We start from the raw sequence: 16,936 nt of genomic DNA on the forward strand, positions 1-16,936 counted from the left end.
CCCCCGGCCCCTCTCCCAGAGGGAGTACTCCCTTACCCCCGGCCCCTCTCCCAGAGGGAGTGGGGAGTTAGGGATAGGGCTCCGCGCGGCCAGCGCGTTCGTGACAGCGTTACGTGGCAATAACGTTTCATTGCTATTTGATGATGACTAAGTAAGCAGAACTTTGCGGCTTGGCTATAGGGAACTGTCTAGGGGCGCATTGACAACCCCTTTACGAGCCTGTCCATGGGCTGCGTAAGGATCCCCCGACTTAAGTGGTGGGAGTGGCAACGACCCTACGGGTAGAGTCCCGCCGAAGCAGCTAAGCAGTCTGTTGTCCGCCTACAATGGCCCGGCAGCGAATGTAGGGACCGCCTGCATCCACCTTGGCCGGCTGCCCCTTGCCGCAATGGCCAGATCCCAGGTCCCAGAGAAAATCCCGCGAGACGGCATCCACCGATTGCAACACTTCAAAGGCATTGCCCGTGATGGTGACCCCTCGCAGCAGCTCCGCCAGCTTGCCGTTGCGAATGCGGTAGGCCCGCTCCACGCCAAACATAAACTCGCCGGTGGAGTCGGCTTGCCCGTTTCTGGCCCCATCCAGGAAGTAGCCGTCGGGAGTGCTGGCGATGATCTCCTCCAAAGTCTGGGATCCCGGCTCGAGGTAGGTGTTGCGCATGCGGATGAGGGGCTCATCGGCATATTCCCAGGCGCGGGCGTTGCCGGTAGGCTCGACGCCGAAGTGGGCAGCCGTTTCGCGGTTGTGCAGGTAGCTCACCAAAATGCCGTTTTGGATGATGGTGGTGGTTTGGGTGGGAACGCCTTCGTCGTCCACCGGCAGCGTCCCCCCTGCCCCCGGCATAAATTCGGAGCGGCCTGAATCCTTGAGCGTAACCAGTTCGCTGGCCACCCGCTGGCCCAGCTTGCCGGCAGCCACCGAGCCGGCCAAGACAAAATCCGCCTCGACGGTGTGGCCAATGGCCTCGTGCACCAGCAGACCCACGATGGAAGGAGACAAAATGACCGTGGCCCATCCTCCCTCGGCGTAGCCTGCGGAGAGGAGATCGACCGCAGTAGCAGCCGCCTTTTCCGCCATCTGCAAGGGATCCGAGCGGAACAGACAGTCCCACCCCCCCGTTACCCCGATGGACTCGGCGCCGCTGCTCAGTTGGCCATCGGCCTCGGCCACCGCTTGTACCCGCAATTCGGGGCGCACCAGGCGAAAGGCCACATCCGCCCCATCGGTGGTGACAATGGCTTTTTCCTCGTAGATCTCGTTGTAGGTGCAACTGGCGGAGCTAATACGAGCGGAAGACTTCTGGGCTTGGGCTTCCGTTTCCAAAACCAACTGGATCTTCGCCTCTAGAGGCTTGTTGAGCACCTCTCCCACGCCGGGCTCGCAAAACTCCCCTTGGGCCAACCGCACGCTGGGCAAAGCCTGCAACTTGTGTTTGCGGTAGTCGGCGCTGGCGCGGGCAGCCTGCTGCGCCTCGGCAATGGCCTCTCGAATGGCAGCCGGCGAGGGATCCCCGGTGGCGGCAAAGCCCCAGGTGCCGGCCTCTAGCACCCGCACCCCCACGCCGGAACGGCGGCGAACCGCGGTGCGCTCAAGGCGGCCTTTCTCGGCGGTGACACTGCGAAACACCTTGCTGTGGTAGCGCAGTTCCACAAAGCCAGAGCAATCTCGAAGGATGTCGCGCAGAAGGTCTCGCATGGCAACAGGGGGATAGATGCGGTGCTCAATTCAGCATAGCCTCATTGTGGGCTTAATCGGGGTCGAACCTTGGCCTGACGGGAAGGGATCCCAAAGGAGAGGATGGAGAACGACGCACAATGAGAAAAGCCAAGGAGCCGACCGTTGCAGGTGAAAAGATATGGGGTGAGTTTCAGCGACAAGTGGGTGGCTGCAAGCCGGCAGAACCAAAGCTGTCTCTGGCTGGGCTTGGATCCCAATCCAGAGCTGTTACCTGCCCACCTCAGGCCAAAGGGAGAGCCCGATTCCAACCTGGTTGCCTCTGCAACACCGCAAATGATGGCCGCCTTGCTGGACTGGCTGGGCTGGGTGATCGAGCAGACGCAGGATCACGTGTGCGCCTACAAGCCGACGCTGGGGTTTTATTTGGCCCTGGGATCTGGCGGCCTGGAGTTGCTGGAAGCGGTGCTGCGCCGAGTGCCCACAGGGATCCCGGTCATTCTCGATGCCAAGTACGCCGATTTGAACAGCGCCTCTGTTCTGGCTCGGCAGGCTTTTGAAGTTTGGAATGTGGATGCCCTCACCCTCAATCCTTATGCAGGCCAGGATCTGGTGGCTCCGTTTTTGCTCTATCCTCACAAAGCTGTGTTTCTGCTCTGCCGTACCAGCAATCCGGGGGCCAACGCCATCCAGGACTACCCTGCCGAAGCCATCGCCGGGCAGCAGGAAGGAATAGAGAGCGTGGAACCCCTTCACCTAAATCTGGTGAAACAGTGCCGCCATTGGGGCACACCCGAACAGGTAGCGCTGGAAGTGGGATCCGCGCATCCCTCAGTGATGGGTCGCATCCGCGCCGCTGCTCCCGAACGGCTGATCTTGGCCCGCAGCCTCTGGGGAGAGGGCGTGGACTGGCAGGCTTGTCTGCAGGCGGGGTTGAACGCCCATGGAGAGGGCCTGTTGCTGCCGGTACCCCAGGACTGGTTGGCTCGCCAGGATTTGAAAGAGGCTGTAAGCCAGTTGCGAGAAACCGTGGAAACAGCTCGCTCTCAGAAGGGACAGTCGGGATCTGGGTCGGCTTGCACCTTGTGGGTGCCGGATGTCTGTCTGTTGCAGCCCAATCCTCATACGGATTTGATCCTAGAGCTGTACGACATCGGCTGTATTCTATTTGGAGATTATGTCCAGGCTTCTGGGCAAACTTTGCCCTATTACATTGATCTGCGTACCATTATTTCCAAGCCGCAAATCTTCCATCGCGTTCTCAAGGCTTACGCAGAGATTTTAGAAACCCTTTCCTTCGAGCGGATTGCCGGGATCCCCTATGGATCTCTGCCGACGGCAACCGGATTATCCTTGCGCTTAAATAAGCCGATGATCTATCCCCGCAAAGAGGTAAAAGCCCACGGAACTCGCCGGCAAATCGAGGGATCCTACCAACCGGGGGAAACGGTGGTTGTAGTGGATGACGTTTTGATTACAGGGCGCAGCGCCATGGAAGGAGCCGAGAAACTGCGCTCGGCAGGGCTAAAGGTGGAAGACATTGTGGTGCTGATCGATCACGAGCAGGGGGCGCGAGAGCGTTTGCAAGAGCAGGGGTACCGCGGCCATGCCGTTCTCACCCTCTCGGAAATCAAAACCACTCTTTTCCGCGCCGGCCGCATTGACGAAGCCCAGTTTAATCATCTCTCCCAGCTCTCACCCCCAGCCCCTCTCCCTGAGGGAGAGGGGAGTTAGAGCGGCGCGAAAGCTACAACGACATGGTTCGGTTACGGAAAGCCGGTAGGGCTGCCATGCCGACCCCAAACCCGATGGCCAGACGCAGCTAGAGAACCAAGTTAACCAGCTTTTTCGGCACCACCACCACTTTTTTGGGCGTCGCCCCTTCCAGATACTTTTGCGCCGCCTCAGACTGAAGGGCCAAGCGTTCCTGCTCCTCTGGCGTCACGTCCGCCGGTGCCTCAAATGAGCCGCGCAATTTGCCGTTCACCTGAATCACAATGGTTACCGTGTCGGCCACCAGAGCCGCCGGATCATGGCTGGGCCAAGATTGACGATGGACTGAGTCCGGGCCGCCCAGCGCCTGCCACAACTCCTCGGCAATGTGGGGGGCAAAGGGGGCCAAGAGCAACACCAGGGTGCGCATCCCCTCCGCATAGACCGGCGAATCCGGGATCCCGGCCTCGGCCAGGGCGTTGCTCAGCTTCATCAGCTCGGCGATGGCGGTGTTGAGCTGGTATTCCTCCAGATCCTCACTGACTGCCTGGATGGCCGTGTGGACGGCGCGGCGCAGATCTTTTTCGGCCTTGGTCAGGGATCCCGCCTCGACCTGGGCCTGCAGCAGCTCGGCGGCTTTGCCCCGCAAGGACTCCGTCCCGCTACCGCGAACGACAAACTCGTACACCTGCCGCCAGACGCGGTTGAGAAAGCGAAACTGGCCTTCCACATCGGCGTCGTCCCACTCCAGATCTTTCTCGGGGGGCGCCTTGAAGAGGATAAACATGCGGGCTGTGTCCGCTCCGTAGTGGGCCAGCACCTCCTCCGGATCCACGCCGTTGCCTTTGGATTTGGACATGGTGGCGTAGATAACTTGCAGGGGCTCGCCGGTCTCTGGATCTGTGGGGTTGTTGGGATCCTTGACCAGAGCCGCCGGGATCCAGCGATCCTTGCCGGACTTGTTGGGGTTGTAGTAGGTGCGCCCCTGCACCATCCCCTGGGTGAGCAGACGCAAGAACGGCTCGTCAAAATTCAGCAGCCCCTGATCTCGCAGCACCTTGGTGAAAAAGCGGGAATAGAGCAGGTGCAAGATGGCGTGCTCGATACCGCCCACGTACTGATCTACCGGCAGCCAGGCGTTGACCAGGTCTCTGCGGAAGATCTCGCGGTCGTTGCGGGGATCGCTGAAGCGCAGGAAATACCAGGACGAGCAGATGAAGGTGTCCATGGTGTCGGTCTCGCGGCGGGCATCGGCGCCACAGGTGGGGCATTTTACCTTCACCCAGTCCTCCAAGTGGGCCAAGGGAGAGCCACCTCGTCCGCTCAGCTCCACATCCTCCGGCAACAGCACCGGCAGATCCTCCTCCGGCACCGGCACAATCCCGCAGTGGGGGCAATGAATTACGGGGATGGGGCAGCCCCAGTAGCGCTGCCGCGAGATGAGCCAATCCCGCAGGCGGTAGTTCACCTGCCGTTCCCCCAAGCCCTGACTCTCTAACCAGGCGATGGCTCTTTCTACGCTCTGCCCTGGGCCTTTGCCCACCGGGATCCCGTCCAAGGGGCCGGAGTTGATCATCACCCCTTCCCCTGTCCAGGCCGACTGCAGATCTGCAGCCGTCTCCCCTGCCTCGCCGGGCGGCTGCACCACCTGCTTGATGGGCAGGCCAAACTTGCGGGCAAACTCGAAGTCCCGCTGGTCGTGGGCGGGCACGGCCATGATGGCCCCCGTACCGTAGCCCATCAGCACATAGTCGGCAATCCAGATGGGGATCCGCTCTTGGTTGACGGGGTTGATGGCGTAGGATCCCGTCCAGACGCCCGTTTTTTCCCGGTCTTCGGCGCTGCGCTCGATCTCGCTGCGGGCGGCAGCCTCGGCCTGGTAAGCCTTGACGACGGGCTGTTGCTCAGGGGTGGTGAGCTTGTCCACCAAGGGGTGCTCCGGCGACATGACCATGAAGGTGGCCCCCCAGAGGGTATCGGGCCGCGTGGTGAACACCGGCAGCTCCTCCCCTGTCTCCGCTTTGAAGACAACCCTAGCCCCCACCGACCGGCCGATCCAGTTCTCCTGCATAATGCGCACCCGCTCCGGCCAGCCGGAGAGCTGTTCTAGGTCGGCCAGCAGTTGGTCAGCATAGGCGGTGATTTTGAAAAACCACTGCTTGAGCAGGCGCTTTTCCACCAGAGCGCCGGATCGCCAGGAGCGCCCCTCCGCATCCACCTGCTCGTTGGCCAGCACCGTCTGATCCACGGGATCCCAGTTCACCGCCGCCTCTTTTTGGTAGGCCAGGCCCGCCTTCAAAAATTGCAGGAAGATCCACTGCGTCCATTTGTAGTAGTCTGGCGAACAACTGGCTATCTCCCGCTCCCAGTCGTAGGAAAGCCCCAGCCGTTGCAGTTGATCCCGCATCTGGGCGATGTTCTGGTAGGTCCACTTGGCCGGCGGGATCCCCCGGTCGATGGCGGCATTCTCCGCCGGCAGACCAAAGGCATCCCAGCCCATCGGGTGCAGCACCGCGTACCCTTGCATGCGCTTGTGGCGGGCAATCACATCGGTGATGGTGTAGTTGCGGACATGCCCCATGTGCAGGTTGCCGCTGGGGTAGGGGAACATCGACAAAGCATAAAACTTGCGGATCCCGTCCTTCAACTCTGGGGTGCGATCCAGCCCCATTTCACGCCAGTGGGCCTGCCACTTGCTCTCGATGGCCCGGGGATTGTAGCGCGCGTCCACGGTTTGATGCTCCTGGGGAAAAAGCGCTCACCCTTTACATGCTACGCAAGTTTTAAAATCAGTAGGTTTCTTCGTGCCACCTATCTGCTTTCTTCAGCTCCTTCTGGAACTTGCTCCAATCCTGACCGGCTTGTTCGGCCAAGGGCCCCATGACGTTGTTGATCCCGTCTTCCATCCCCTTGAGGCCGCAGATGTAGGTGTAGGTGTTGGGCTTTTGCAGCATCTCCCACAGCTCAGCGCCGTACTCCGCCATGCGGTTTTGCACGTACATCTTTTTGCCGTCGGGGGTTTGCTGTTCGCGGCTGATGGCGTAATCGACGCGGAAGCGATCCCCGTACTGGGCTTTCCAGGCCTCTAGATCCCCGTGGTAGAGCAAGGTGGAAGTGGTAGGTACCCCAAAAAACAGCCAGATCCTGCCCTGATAGTTGGGATCCTCCTCAAACAGATGCTTGATGAAGGCGCGAAAAGGGGCGATGCCGGTGCCGGTGGCGATCAAAATCAGGTTGGCGTTCTCATCTTCGGGCAGTAGGAAGGTTTTCCCCGAGGGCCCGGTGATCATCACCTCGTCGCCGGGTTTGAGATCGGTGAGGAAGCCGGAGCAGACCCCCACCCCCGGCTGGCCCGTCTCTTTATCCACGTATTCGGCCCGCTTCACGCTCAACGAAACGGTGCGCCCCTCGCCATCATCGCCGTAGCGGGTGGACGCAATGGAGTAGAGGCGGGGCTTGTGGGGCTTGCCTTTGGCATCTTCGCCAGGGGGGATAATGCCAACGCTTTGCCCTTCTAGGTAGCGGTAGTTGGGATCCGGCAAGCTGAGCACGATGTGCTTGGTCAGCCCGGGCGCCCCCTCGCCGACAATGGAGTAGGTCTCCACACATTGTCCGATCAGAGGCGCGTTGGGACGATACAGATTGACGACAACCTCTCGCTTTTCTGCGCTGGCAACCATAACTGCGATCTGCTCCTGGCACTGGAGAGAAAATGGATAGCAAACACCATAGCAGCCCGGCTGGCCAAATGGAACTTGCCAGCAGAGAAGCCGGCAGCCCTTTCGAGCTGATGCCGAGAGCGACACCCCCAAAAAACTGCTCCCAGCCGAGCTCAGCGGCCAAGAATATGCATTTTTTGTTAAATTGTTCCTTAAGGTGCTGATATCTCTGGCCTGCAAGCGGGTTGTGAGGTAGTGGCTCTGTTGTGGTATCATGCAGAGCCGTAACAGTTGGTAACTTTCCTAGCAGCTTTTTCTCAGTTTTGCCCTGCCCGTCCCCAAGGAGTTCCCATGGCAAGCAGTCCTGATCGTATTGTGATGATTGGTGTCGCCGGAGATTCTGGCTGTGGCAAATCCACGTTTTTACGTCGGCTGGGGGATCTGTTTGGCCGGGATCTGATCACCACCATTTGTCTGGACGACTATCACTCCTTGGATCGCTACCAGCGCAAAGAGAAGGGCATCACGGCACTGGATCCCCGCGCCAACAACTTCGACCTGATGTACGAGCAGGCCAAGGCGCTCAAGAATGGCCAAAGCGTGATGAAGCCGATTTACAACCACGAGACCGGCCTCATCGACCCGCCGGAGCGGGTGGATCCCAACCGCATCATCGTCCTGGAAGGGCTGCATCCCATGTACGACGAGCGGGTGCGCGAGCTGCTGGACTTCAAGGTGTACTTGGATTTGGCGCCGGAGATCAAGATTGCCTGGAAGGTGAAGCGGGACATGGCCGAGCGGGGCCACACTTACGAAGATGTGTTGCGCTCGATCGAGGCTCGCCGTCCCGATTTTGAGGCTTATGTCGATGTGCAGAAGCAGTATGCCGATGCCGTCATCGAGGTTCTGCCCACCCAGTTGCTGCCAGAGCTGGATCCGGAGCACAAGGTGTTGCGGGTACGGCTGATTCAGCGGGAAGGGGTCAAGTACTTCGACCCCGTTTACCTCTTCGACGAAGGCTCCACCATCGATTGGATCCCTTGCGGCAAAAAGCTGACCTGTTCCTATCCGGGCATCCGCCTCCACTACGGCCCTTCCACCTACTTCGATCACCCGGTTTCGATTTTGGAGATCGACGGCACCTTTGAAAAACTGGAGGAAGTCGTCTACATCGAGAACCACTTGAGCAACCTGTCCACCCGCTACTACGGCGAGCTGACGGAACTGTTGCGCAAGCACCCAGAATACCCGGGATCCCGCAATGGCTCTGGCCTGATTCAGGTTATCGTGGGCCTAAAGCTGCGCGCCCTTTACGAGCAAATCCAGGCCGAAGCCAAAGAGTTGGCGGTGGCTTCCTAACCTTTGCCCGCCCAAGCGGCTCAAGAGGGATTGCCGGTAGAGTGTTGCTGCAGGTAGGCTGACCCGGTGGGAGTCAGCGTCAAGGTTTGGGTCTATGCAGGGATTCCAGTTGGAGATCTTTCCAGAGGGATCCGTCCTCATTCAGCGGGCCATCGAGGTTTGGCAAAGCCGGGCAGCGGCTGCCATCCGGGAGCGGGGACGTTTTACCGTGGTCCTGGCGGGGGGAAGCACCCCCAAGCAGTTGTATGCTGCTCTCGCCCAAACCCAAGGGATCCCTTGGCAACAAACCTGGCTGTTCTGGGGAGATGAGCGCTACGTCCCCCCGGAGCATCCCGAGAGCAACTACCGCATGGTGCAAGAAACCCTGCTGAAGTGGATCGGGATCCCGGCCGATCAGGTGTTTCCCATGCCCACCCAAGCGGGGGATCCGCTTCGCGATGCTGCCGACTATGAGGCGACCCTGCGGCGGCTTTTCGGCGCGGAGTGCCCTTCTCTCGACCTGATCTGGCTGGGGGTAGGGGAGGACGGCCACACAGCCTCTTTATTTCCCGACACCGCCGCCCTGCAGGTGCAACACCGCTGGGTAACAGTGGGGCAGAAAGGGCCGGAGCCGCGTCTAACCTTGACCTACCCTGTCCTCAATCGGGCAGCCCAGGTGGTGTTCTTGGTAACCGGAGCGAACAAAGCTGCCATTGTGAAAGAGGCGCTGACCACCGAGGCCCACCTACCCTGCCAGCGCGTCAACCCCAACGGACGGCTGCTCTGGTTGCTGGATGCGGCGGCGGCAGCTCAACTGCCCCTGCCAGCCGTCGCGCTGCTCAGGTGACGTACCCCCGCCCTCATGCTGATGCATAGAGGGCAAGCTGCTCGTTTCAACAGGGAGCGATTGTGGGAACCCCACCGCGTCCAGATTCCGGCAACGCCGTTTTGTGCAACCACCTCGGTTCCAGCACAGAAACTCCCGGCCCTTGCTGCCGCGGCCGTCCTGCCGACAGAGGGCGGGTTGGCTAAACGCGATTAAGCCACTCCTCAAGCGCTTCCCTCACCCCCAGCCCCTCACCCCCGGCCCCTCTCCCAGAGGGAGAGGGGAGTTGAAAACCGGCGGGGCAGGGATCCCTCAGGGGGTGCCGGGCAAATTCTTCAGTACTGGGATGACCAGCTCTTGGACGGGCAGGGCCACAGGCTGAGCGGAGTCGCTGCTCAGAGAACTGGATGGCACCGCAGGGGAAGAGCTTGGGAGCTCGCCAATGGGCCGCAGTTGCCAGCGGATGATCTGATCGCCGCGGTAAAAAGTAACCAGCAACTGATCCCCCTGCGACTGGATTTGCCAAGTGCCATCGCCGCTATTGACCGAAATATGGCCGCCGGAAAACGGTGCATCCAAAACCGGCCCCGATTGGGTCCAGATACGTCCTCCACCCGTTTCCAAGACCAATTGCACCGTTGCCCCCTGCCCCTGGCCACTCAAAATTTGGCCGGTTCCGCTCCAAACCCGGGTTTCTGTCTGGGCCACAGCGGGCTGCCCAAGCTGCAAAACCACGAGCAACAGCCCTGCCCAGCTCCGGTGGCTTCGCCGTCCCCCTCTCCCATCAGAGAGGAAGAAAGAAGAGCGAGAGAAAAAAGCCATTGCACCCACGTTGATACCACACGTCGCGATAAGTCTAAAACAGACAAAAAATGAAGCAGTCCTTTACACAGTCTTTTTCGCAGTCTGCCGGCAGCACTCAGGATCCCTCCTTTGGCTCTGAGCTGAGCCTGCTGCCAGCATCCTCTCTCGGCTTGATCCCAATCTAGCAACCCCCATCCCCCCAGACAGGATGTAACCTGAGGCTCTGGCTGCGGGGATCCCCAGCAACTGTTTCGCCAATGCGCAGAGGTGGGTCTGCAGGTATTTTCTAGGCGATCCTTCCCACTATTTATTACTACTGAAGCTTGAGAGACTATTTGAGAGCAAGGAAACGCTCCAGAGCTGCCACCATCGCCGGTGGCCAACGGCGGACAGATCTCACCCATTCCAGGTCGGCGTAGCGGGGATCCAGCCCTTGCACGGCTACCCAGTGACTTTCGGCTTCTCCCTGGCGACCCTGCACCCAGAGAATGGCACTGAGAGCGGCCCGCATATCTGGAAACCTCGGGTACTTGCGCACCAAAGCCCGCATCAAGCGCAGCGCAGCCTCTGTTTCGCCCATCTGGTAGAGGCTGAGGGCATAGTTGGCCTGGGCAAAAGCGTAATCGGGAGCCAGCTCCGTGGCGCGGCGGTAGTCGGCCAAAGCCTGCTGCCAGTTGCCCAGCCCCGCTTCAGCATTGCCGCGGTTGTTGTAGGCCGCCGCATCGTTGGGATCCAACTGCAACACCCGTTCGTAATCCGCAATCGCCTCCTGCCACCGCCCCAATCCCTCCAAAGCAGCCCCTCGATTCAGATAGGGATCCGGCGCCTCAGGAGCCAAACGAATGGCCTCAGCGTAGTCCTCCAGAGCTGCCTGGAATTGGTGCTGGCCAACACGAGCATTGCCCCGATTGCTCCACAAGGCCGGATTGTGCGGCTGGATCTGCAACAGTTGAGTCCACAAGGCTTCCGCCTGGGCAAGATCCCCCCGCCCGGTAGCAGCAAAAGCCTCCTCAAACAGCCGATCGATCTCGGGATCTATCTTGGCGTTTGCCGCCGTAACTGGGGGCCAGATAGGGATCCCTAGCCAAAGCAGCAACCCCAGCAAGAGGGCAGAGAGTAGGTTGGGTACAGGAACGAACTTCATGGCTTCAACAGTTCCCTTGGGTGGGGCGTCCCCGTCCCAAGCCGTCACCGCAAGGGGTCTGACATCAACGCGCCCTGGAGGACTCGAACCCCCGACATCCGGTTTTGGAGACCGACGTTCTACCAACTGAACTAAGGACGCATTGGCAGGGACACACCCGCTTACTCAGTGTAGCAGGTACAACCCAAACCTCAGAGGGGCTGTTCCCGATTATCCATATTCTCTGTCTTGGCCTTGATGCGAGTGGCTTTGCCCACCCGATCCCGCAAGTAGAACAGCTTGGCCCGGCGCACTTTACCCCGCCGCAGCACCTGGATCGACTCAATGCGCGGGGAATGAATGAGAAAAACTCGCTCCACGCCGATCCCCTGGAAAACCTTGCGTACCGTAATGGTGCGGTTGATGCCGGAGTGGCGCATGGCAATGACCGTGCCCTCAAAAGCCTGCACCCGCTCCTTGCCCCCCTCTTGAATGCGAACTCCCACCCGTACCTGATCGCCAACCCGGATCTCAGGCAGATCCCTTTTCAGGTGCGCCGCCTCGATGGAGCGGATGATCTCTTCAGCGTTGATGCGAACGTTCATGGCCTTCCCGCGCTACCGGCAGTTAACTATGGTAGCAATCGTTCCTGTTTTCTGTACAGAGCTGGCCGAGGGATGCGGGAAACCGTGTTTACGCCCCCCGCCTTTTTCCAATAGTCTAGACAAAGACAAAGCTTTTTTAAGAATGGGAGATTTTCTGTGATCCTGCACACGGACAAGACTGAGACGGGATCCCTGTCTTCTCCCAAGCCTGTAGATCAGCCCCTGCCACAGAGCAGCCGCAAGCGATTTCCCTTTGGCTGGATGCTTTTGGGCCTGCTGTTGGCTGGCTTAGGGGGCAGCGGTCTCCTGATCCAGCGTCAGCTTCAGCAGCAGCGGGCAGAACGGCTGGAACGATTAACGGTACCGGTTCAGGTGGTGGATCTCACCCAACGTCTGCGGGTAAGCGGCCAGGTGCAGCCGATCCGACAGGTGAATGTTAGCCCCCGCGAGTCGGGTCGCCTGGCAGAACTGTTGGTGGATCAGGGGGATGAAGTGGTGGCAGGGCAGTTGTTGGCCCGGATGGACTACGGGGATCTGGCCAGCGGCATTCGGCAAGCGCAGGCCCGCATCCAAGAGCTGCAAGCCCGTCTAGCGGAGCAACAGGCCGGCGAGCGCCCCCCAGTGATCGCGGCGGCCCAGGCTAGGGTGGATGCAGCCCGGTCGCAGGTGGGTCTGGCCCAAAAAGAGCTGGAGCGCATTCAGGCCCTGGCACAGGCGGGGGCAGTAGCCCGCAGCGAGCTGGATCAACGTCTGGCCCGCCTGGAACAGGCGCAGGCGGATTTGCGGGCGGCCCAACAGGAGCTGCAGCGATTGCAACTGGGGAGCCGCCCGGAAACCCTGCAGCAAATTCAAGCTCAGATTGCTCAGGCGCAAGCCGAGCTGGCCCAACGGCAATCCCGGCTGGCCGAGGCCGAAGTCCGTGCCCCCTTTTCCGGTGTGGTGGTGCAGCGCTTTGCCGAAGTGGGATCCTTTGTAGCCCCGACAACCGCCGCTTCCGATGCCACTGCCGCTTCTTCCAGCTCGATTTTGGCGCTGGCCCAGGGAATTGAGGTGCGAGCAGAAGTGCCGGAAGCCCAAATTGCCCAAGTGCGGCTGGGCCAGCCGGTGGAGATCCGGTCTCTGGCCTATCCCGACCGCGTGGTACAGGGTCGGGTGAAGCGAATTGCCCCCGCTACGGTGGTGGTGCGGGAGGTAACGGTCTTTCGGGTCTTCGTCGAGCCGGAGCCCGGAGCCGACTTTTTGCGCACCGGCATGAATGTTTCGGTGGATTTCATCGGGGATCCCCAGCCGCAGGCTTTGACGGTGCCCTCGGTGGCCATCCTGCGCGAGGAAGGCCAGGAAGGCGTGATCCTACTGGATCCGCGAACCCGGCGACCTGTCTATCGCCGCGTGGAAACGGGCATCACCCAGGGTGGCGTTACCCAGATCCGCTCCGGTCTGCAGGCAGGGGATCGAGTCTTTACGGCCCTGCCGCCAGGAGTGAGCATAGGAACCCTGATCAAGGAAGTGGAGCAACAGCCATGAGCCTGGCAACTGCGGCCAAAATGGCCTGGCAAATGGTGCGACGGCATCGCTTGCGCACCGGGCTGAGCATGCTGGGGATCCTCATCGGCAACGCCGCCGTGGTGGCCATTGCCGGGTTTGGCCATGCTGCCCAGGAGCTGGCAGTGGATCAGTTTCGCTCTTTGGGCACCAATTTGCTCATTGTCTTTTCTTCCAGCTTGGGCCTGGCGGATGCGAGCAACACCCGCCCCATTACCCTCGAAGATCTGCGGGCGATTGTTGCGGAAGTGCCTGCCGTATCGGCAGCCGTCCCCAGCCTTGGAACCAACGTGCGGGCCGTGCGGGGCGGGGTGGATCGCCGCTATGAAGCCACCGGCACCTGGCCGGAGTATTTGTCGGTGCTCAATTTGGAGATCGAGCAGGGCCGCTTCCTCTTGCCGGCGGATATCGAGGAACAGCGACCGGTGGTGGTGCTGGGGAGCGAGGCCGCTGGCCAGTTGTTCGGCCTGGATCCTGCTGCTGCCATCGGGGAGACCGTCCTGTTGAACAACTTGCCCTTCGAGGTCATCGGCACCTTGCGCTCCAAGCCGACGGTGTTTGGCAACAGCGATGCCGGGCTGTTTTTGCCGGTGGATGTGGTGGCCAACCGCTTTGTCGGGCGGCGATCCCCTTATGGCCTGGAGCTGACAGCCATTTTTGTCTCCGCCCGCTCCGAAGCCGATCTGCCGGCTGCCGAGTTCCAGATCCGCAACCTGCTGCGGCAGCGGCACCAACTGGTGGGAGAAGACGACTTCATCATCCGCAACCAGAAGGTGCTCCTGGATGGCTCGGCCAGGATTTTGACGTTGCTGCGGGTGCTGCTGACGGGTACGGCGGCTCTCTCCCTGCTGGTGGGCGGGGTGGGGATCATGAATGTGATGCTGATCTCGGTGGCAGAACGCACCCCGGAGATCGGGCTGCGCAAGGCGATCGGAGCCGATAGCCGGCAGATCTTACAACAGTTTGCCGCCGAGGCGATCTTCATTGCCGTGACCGGGGGGGTGCTCGGGATCCTCTTCAGCAGCGGGGTTTTGGTGATTGTGCAGGTATTCACCCCCTTGGCCACCCGGATCGATCTGGTGGCGGTGGCGGTTTCCTTCACGCTTTCGACGGGGATTGGGCTGGTCTTCGGCATTTTCCCGGCCCGCAAAGCGGCGCAACTGGATCCCATCGAGGCCCTACGGGCTTAGAGCTCGTAGCCAAACAGACGGGGATCCGCCGGCTGTAAGTCCAGATCCGCCAGGCCGTATTCGGCCCAACGGCGATCCACCAGGCGGGCCACTTGCGGATCCGGGGCAAGGGGAGCCCGCCAGGGAGCATCGGTTTCCGGGGGGATCTTGGTGGTGGCATCGATCCCCATCTTGCCCCCCAGACCCCGTTTTTCGGTGGCAAAGTCCAGGGCGTCGAAGGGATTGTCCGGCAAAATAAACACATCCCGCTGCGGGTCTACTCGGGAACACAGGCACCAGAGCACCTGCCGTGGATCCCGCACGTTGATATCTTTGTCCACCACAATAACGAACTTGGTGTAGCTGAACTGGGGCAGGGCGCTCCAAAAAGCCAAGGCCGCCCGCCGCGCTTGGCCGGGATAGGCTTTGTCGATGGACAAGATGGCCGCCTTGTAGCCCAGGGCCTCCATGGGCAAAAAGAAATCCACGATCTCCGGCACCTGCTGCCTGAGGATGGGGGTATAGATGCGGTTGAGGGCCAGCGCCATCAGGTCGTTTTCTTTGGGGGGCTTGCCGCTGAAGGTGGTGAGGTAGAGGGGATCGCGGCGGTGGCTGAGGCAGTGGAAGCGGATGAGAGGAGCCTGCTCGTTGCGGGGGCCGTAGTAGCCGATGTGATCCCCGGCGGGGCCGTCGGGGGCCACCTCCCCAGGGGTGATGGTGCCCTCCAAGACGATCTCGGCCTGGGCCGGCACCTCCAGATCCACCGTCTTACAGCGGGCCAGGTGTAACCCTTCGCCGCTGTAGAGGCCGGCAAACAGCCACTCCGAGAGATCCACCGGCAGGGGCGTGGCCGCTGCCAGGATCACGGCGGGATCCACCCCGATGGCCACTGCCACTTCCAACTTCCGCCCCAGGGCCGCCGCCTTGCGCAGATGCCGGGTGGCCCCCCGCACCGACAGCCATTGCACCGTCATGGTGTTGCGGCTTTGCAGTTGCAGGCGGTACACCCCCACATTGGGGATCCCATTTTCCGGGTCTTTGGTAACCATCAGGCCCAACGTCAGCACCCGCCCGGCATCGCCGGGATAGACCCGCAGCAGGGGCAATTGGGTGAGATCCACCTCCTCTCCCCGCAGCACCACCTGCTGACAGGGGGGGAGCAGATCCCGGCTGGGCCTAGCCTTGAAGACGCTGAACAGCGCCTGCCCCAGCTCCACCGCCTGGGCAAAACTTTTTGGCGGGCGCGGCTGGTAGAGCAAGGCCAATTTTTTCCCCAGCTCCTCCAGCTCCCGCGGCTCCTCCATCCCCAAGGCCCAGCAGATGCGCTCCAGCGTGCCCAAAACGTTGATCAGCAGCGGCATCGCGGATCCCTTCACCCGTTCAAACAGCAGCGCCGGCCCCCCACAAGCCAAAAGGCGATCGGCGATCTCGGCAATTTCTAAGTCGGGATCCACTTCGGCTGAAACGCGGCGAAGCTGGCCACGGGACTCCAGCAGGGCAACGAAACGGCGCAGATCTCTGGGCATGAAGGGAGTACTCGCAGGGTGAGGGTCTCGCTAACTTAACTTATTTGATTTATTTGTCGCGGCTGAGGGCTAGGCCGCTCATGAAAGGCTTTTGCAGGGCAATAAACACCACCAGCGGCGGAATGCTGGCGATGATCGCCCCCAGCATCATGGGGCCATAGGAGGCGGAGCTATCCAAGTTCAGCAAGGATTGCAGCCCCACCTGCACCACCTGCCGCTCCCGGCCTTGCACGATCAAGCGGGGCCACAGGTACATATTCCAAGCGTAGACGAAGTGAATCACCGCCTGGGCCCCGATGGCATTCCAGCTCAGGGGGATCAGCACTTGGGTGAGAAACTGCAAGGGGTTTGCCCCGTCCAGTTGGGCCGCCTCCGCCAACTCGCGGGGGATGTTGGAAAAATGTTGGCGAAACAAAAACGTGGCCGTGGCGCTGGCCAGAAAAGGCACGATCAAGGCGTAGTAGGTGGATCCCCAGCCCAAGTTGGTGACCAGCCGCAGCAGGGCGATGATCAAGATTTCTGTGGGCATCATCAAGGTCATGAGCACAAAGCCGAAGGCCAGCCCTTTGCCCGGAAAGCGAAAGTAGACGAAGGCCAGCCCCGCCAGCAGGGACAAAACCGTCTTGCCCACCGTGATGGCCGCGGCCATGATGGCGCTGTTGACCATGTAGTGGCCCAAGTGGCGCGCCACCATCACCTGCTGCCAGTTGAAGGCCAACGAAGAGCCAAAGGTCAATTGGTAGCGGAACACCTCGGCGTTGTTTTGGGTGCTCACGATCAGGGCATACAACACCGGAAACCCCAACGCCAAACAGGCCAGCACCAGGCCCAAATGCACGTACCAACGCTCCGGGATCCAGCGCCCCCAGGGCAGGGGAGAGGGCTTCTGGGATAAGGGTATGGGCTGGGCTAAGGGCGATTGCGGATCCTGCAACAGTTGAGCCATGGCACCTCCAAAC

The 16,936-nt window shown here is 60.9% G+C and carries 13 protein-coding genes and 1 tRNA gene; 5 read left to right on the forward strand and 9 right to left on the reverse strand.

The genetic code is table 11. The annotated features are described in order from the left end of the window. Positions 1–301: 301 nt before the first annotated feature. Positions 302–1,693 (reverse strand): TldD/PmbA family protein, encoded by a 1,392-nt coding sequence (locus NW862_RS08465; RefSeq protein ID WP_414332844.1) that lies wholly within the window; start codon positions 1,691–1,693, stop codon positions 302–304. A 150-nt stretch (positions 1,694–1,843) separates the two neighbouring features. Between NW862_RS08465 and NW862_RS08470 the strand changes: the two genes are divergently transcribed. Continuing rightward, positions 1,844–3,406, forward strand: a complete 1,563-nt coding sequence (locus tag NW862_RS08470; RefSeq protein WP_414427097.1) for a bifunctional orotidine-5'-phosphate decarboxylase/orotate phosphoribosyltransferase — start codon at positions 1,844–1,846, stop codon at positions 3,404–3,406. An 88-nt stretch (positions 3,407–3,494) separates the two neighbouring features. Here NW862_RS08470 and leuS read toward each other — a convergent pair whose 3' ends face one another. After that, positions 3,495–6,116: a leucine--tRNA ligase gene (gene leuS, locus NW862_RS08475; protein WP_414332842.1), complete on the reverse strand. Its 2,622-nt coding sequence runs from the start codon at positions 6,114–6,116 to the stop codon at positions 3,495–3,497. 58 nt (positions 6,117–6,174) lie between these two features. Beyond that, positions 6,175–7,065 carry a ferredoxin--NADP(+) reductase gene (locus NW862_RS08480; RefSeq protein WP_414332840.1) on the reverse strand — a complete coding sequence of 297 codons (891 nt, stop codon included), beginning with the start codon at positions 7,063–7,065 and terminating at the stop codon, positions 6,175–6,177. A gap of 330 nt (positions 7,066–7,395) precedes the next feature. Here NW862_RS08480 and NW862_RS08485 point away from each other — a divergent pair, with 330 nt between their 5' ends. Both NW862_RS08485 and pgl read left to right on the forward strand, forming a co-directional pair. After that, positions 7,396–8,403 (forward strand): phosphoribulokinase, encoded by a 1,008-nt coding sequence (locus NW862_RS08485; protein ID WP_414348986.1) that lies wholly within the window; start codon positions 7,396–7,398, stop codon positions 8,401–8,403. Between the two features lie 94 nt (positions 8,404–8,497). Beyond that, complete coding sequence (gene pgl, locus NW862_RS08490) at positions 8,498–9,229, forward strand: 6-phosphogluconolactonase (RefSeq protein WP_414332837.1); 732 nt, start codon at positions 8,498–8,500, stop codon at positions 9,227–9,229. A gap of 291 nt (positions 9,230–9,520) precedes the next feature. Here pgl and NW862_RS08495 read toward each other — a convergent pair whose 3' ends face one another. The 4 genes from NW862_RS08495 to rplS form a co-directional block, all read right to left on the reverse strand. Next, a complete protein-coding gene (locus NW862_RS08495) occupies positions 9,521–9,949 on the reverse strand; it encodes a hypothetical protein (RefSeq protein WP_414341552.1) in 429 nt (142 codons plus the stop codon). A 394-nt stretch (positions 9,950–10,343) separates the two neighbouring features. Further along, the gene (locus NW862_RS08500) at positions 10,344–11,156 is read right to left on the reverse strand and encodes a tetratricopeptide repeat protein (protein WP_414332834.1); all 813 of its coding nucleotides are present in this window, start codon (positions 11,154–11,156) and stop codon (positions 10,344–10,346) included. A 68-nt stretch (positions 11,157–11,224) separates the two neighbouring features. After that, a tRNA-Trp gene (locus tag NW862_RS08505) sits at positions 11,225–11,297 on the reverse strand. Between the two features lie 50 nt (positions 11,298–11,347). Then, a complete protein-coding gene (rplS, locus tag NW862_RS08510) occupies positions 11,348–11,740 on the reverse strand; it encodes a 50S ribosomal protein L19 (protein ID WP_414332833.1) in 393 nt (130 codons plus the stop codon). A 156-nt stretch (positions 11,741–11,896) separates the two neighbouring features. Here rplS and NW862_RS08515 point away from each other — a divergent pair, with 156 nt between their 5' ends. Together NW862_RS08515 and NW862_RS08520 are read left to right on the forward strand one after the other, a co-directional pair. Further along, positions 11,897–13,264, forward strand: a complete 1,368-nt coding sequence (locus NW862_RS08515) for an efflux RND transporter periplasmic adaptor subunit (RefSeq protein ID WP_414332832.1) — start codon at positions 11,897–11,899, stop codon at positions 13,262–13,264. Continuing rightward, entirely contained in the window at positions 13,261–14,472 is a 1,212-nt protein-coding gene (locus tag NW862_RS08520; RefSeq protein ID WP_414332830.1) for an ABC transporter permease, read from the forward strand. Before NW862_RS08515 ends, NW862_RS08520 begins: the two co-directional genes overlap by 4 nt. Here the strand turns inward: NW862_RS08520 and NW862_RS08525 are convergent. Together NW862_RS08525 and NW862_RS08530 are read right to left on the reverse strand one after the other, a co-directional pair. Continuing rightward, positions 14,469–15,977, reverse strand: a complete 1,509-nt coding sequence (locus NW862_RS08525) for a UbiD family decarboxylase (protein ID WP_414332828.1) — start codon at positions 15,975–15,977, stop codon at positions 14,469–14,471. The two genes, NW862_RS08520 and NW862_RS08525, sit on opposite strands and share 4 nt — an antisense overlap. Positions 15,978–16,026: 49 nt before the next feature. Next, positions 16,027–16,923: a carbohydrate ABC transporter permease gene (locus NW862_RS08530; protein ID WP_414332827.1), complete on the reverse strand. Its 897-nt coding sequence runs from the start codon at positions 16,921–16,923 to the stop codon at positions 16,027–16,029. Positions 16,924–16,936 lie beyond the last annotated feature (13 nt).

Origin of the sequence: Synechococcus sp. H55.8 (assembly GCF_047462375.1) — a bacterium.
In the GTDB taxonomy this organism is placed as follows: Bacteria; Cyanobacteriota; Cyanobacteriia; order Thermostichales; family Thermostichaceae; genus Thermostichus.

Coding starts and splice junctions, on each gene's coding strand:
- NW862_RS08465 (WP_414332844.1), bottom strand. CDS start 1,693: ATGCGAGACCTTCTGCGCGACATCCTTCGAGATTGCTCTGGCTTTGTG.
- NW862_RS08480 (WP_414332840.1), bottom strand. CDS start 7,065: ATGGTTGCCAGCGCAGAAAAGCGAGAGGTTGTCGTCAATCTGTATCGT.
- NW862_RS08485 (WP_414348986.1), top strand. CDS start 7,396: ATGGCAAGCAGTCCTGATCGTATTGTGATGATTGGTGTCGCCGGAGAT.
- pgl (WP_414332837.1), top strand. CDS start 8,498: ATGCAGGGATTCCAGTTGGAGATCTTTCCAGAGGGATCCGTCCTCATT.
- NW862_RS08500 (WP_414332834.1), bottom strand. CDS start 11,156: ATGAAGTTCGTTCCTGTACCCAACCTACTCTCTGCCCTCTTGCTGGGG.
- rplS (WP_414332833.1), bottom strand. CDS start 11,740: ATGAACGTTCGCATCAACGCTGAAGAGATCATCCGCTCCATCGAGGCG.
- NW862_RS08520 (WP_414332830.1), top strand. CDS start 13,261: ATGAGCCTGGCAACTGCGGCCAAAATGGCCTGGCAAATGGTGCGACGG.
- NW862_RS08525 (WP_414332828.1), bottom strand. CDS start 15,977: ATGCCCAGAGATCTGCGCCGTTTCGTTGCCCTGCTGGAGTCCCGTGGC.
- NW862_RS08530 (WP_414332827.1), bottom strand. CDS start 16,923: ATGGCTCAACTGTTGCAGGATCCGCAATCGCCCTTAGCCCAGCCCATA.